The organism is Gordonia malaquae NBRC 108250 (assembly GCF_000344135.1).
GTDB classification, from domain to species: Bacteria; Actinomycetota; Actinomycetes; order Mycobacteriales; family Mycobacteriaceae; genus Gordonia; species Gordonia malaquae.
Window position 1 is genome coordinate 1 of sequence record NZ_BAOP01000113.1, and the last position, 540, is coordinate 540.

2 pseudogenes are annotated in these 540 nt (G+C 60.0%); one reads left to right on the forward strand and one right to left on the reverse strand.

What is annotated here, in order from left to right:
• Positions 1-206 (forward strand): annotated as a pseudogene (locus GM1_RS22860) (TetR/AcrR family transcriptional regulator); the annotation flags it as partial.
• A gap of 108 nt (positions 207-314) precedes the next feature.
• Here the strand turns inward: GM1_RS22860 and GM1_RS23330 are convergent.
• Positions 315-540 (reverse strand): annotated as a pseudogene (locus GM1_RS23330) (TetR family transcriptional regulator); the annotation flags it as partial.

Consider the following 540-nt stretch of genomic DNA (forward strand, 5'->3'; position numbering starts at 1 on the left):
CAGTGGCGTCCATTCTGGGTTCTGGTCTATCTGCGACGCAGTGGTGGACCGACGGCGGTCGTGAGCAAGGGGTGGACGACAAGTTCTTCGCCGCACACCTGTTGGAAACGACGTGGGGAATCATCGATGGCGCGGGCGCGACCATAGGCGTCGCCTTCTCACGTGGTCTGCCATTCAGTCATCCCGGGTTCGCGTCCCGCCGCTAAGTGGACTGACCATGTTTGGCAGCGAGCCATTCGCCGAACTTGTTTTGCCAGTGGCGGCGCGATTCGACCAATTCTTTGCGTTGCGGTCGGGTTGATCGTGCGTTCCGGTGGAGGGGTGTGTGTGCGTTGGTGGGCGGCGAGAAAGTCGTCAACGATGTGCGCGCAGTCGTGCCGGTCGATGTTTCGTAGCCCGGTTCTTCGTGCGAAAACCAACGGTCCGATGAGTTGCACATTGCGAGTTCGATGTCGAAGTCGTCTAGTTCCTCGCGGGCATGAGAGCTTTGAGAATGGCGTCGAACGGTTGGCGGTACTGGTCGATTACCCGGATGCGCAG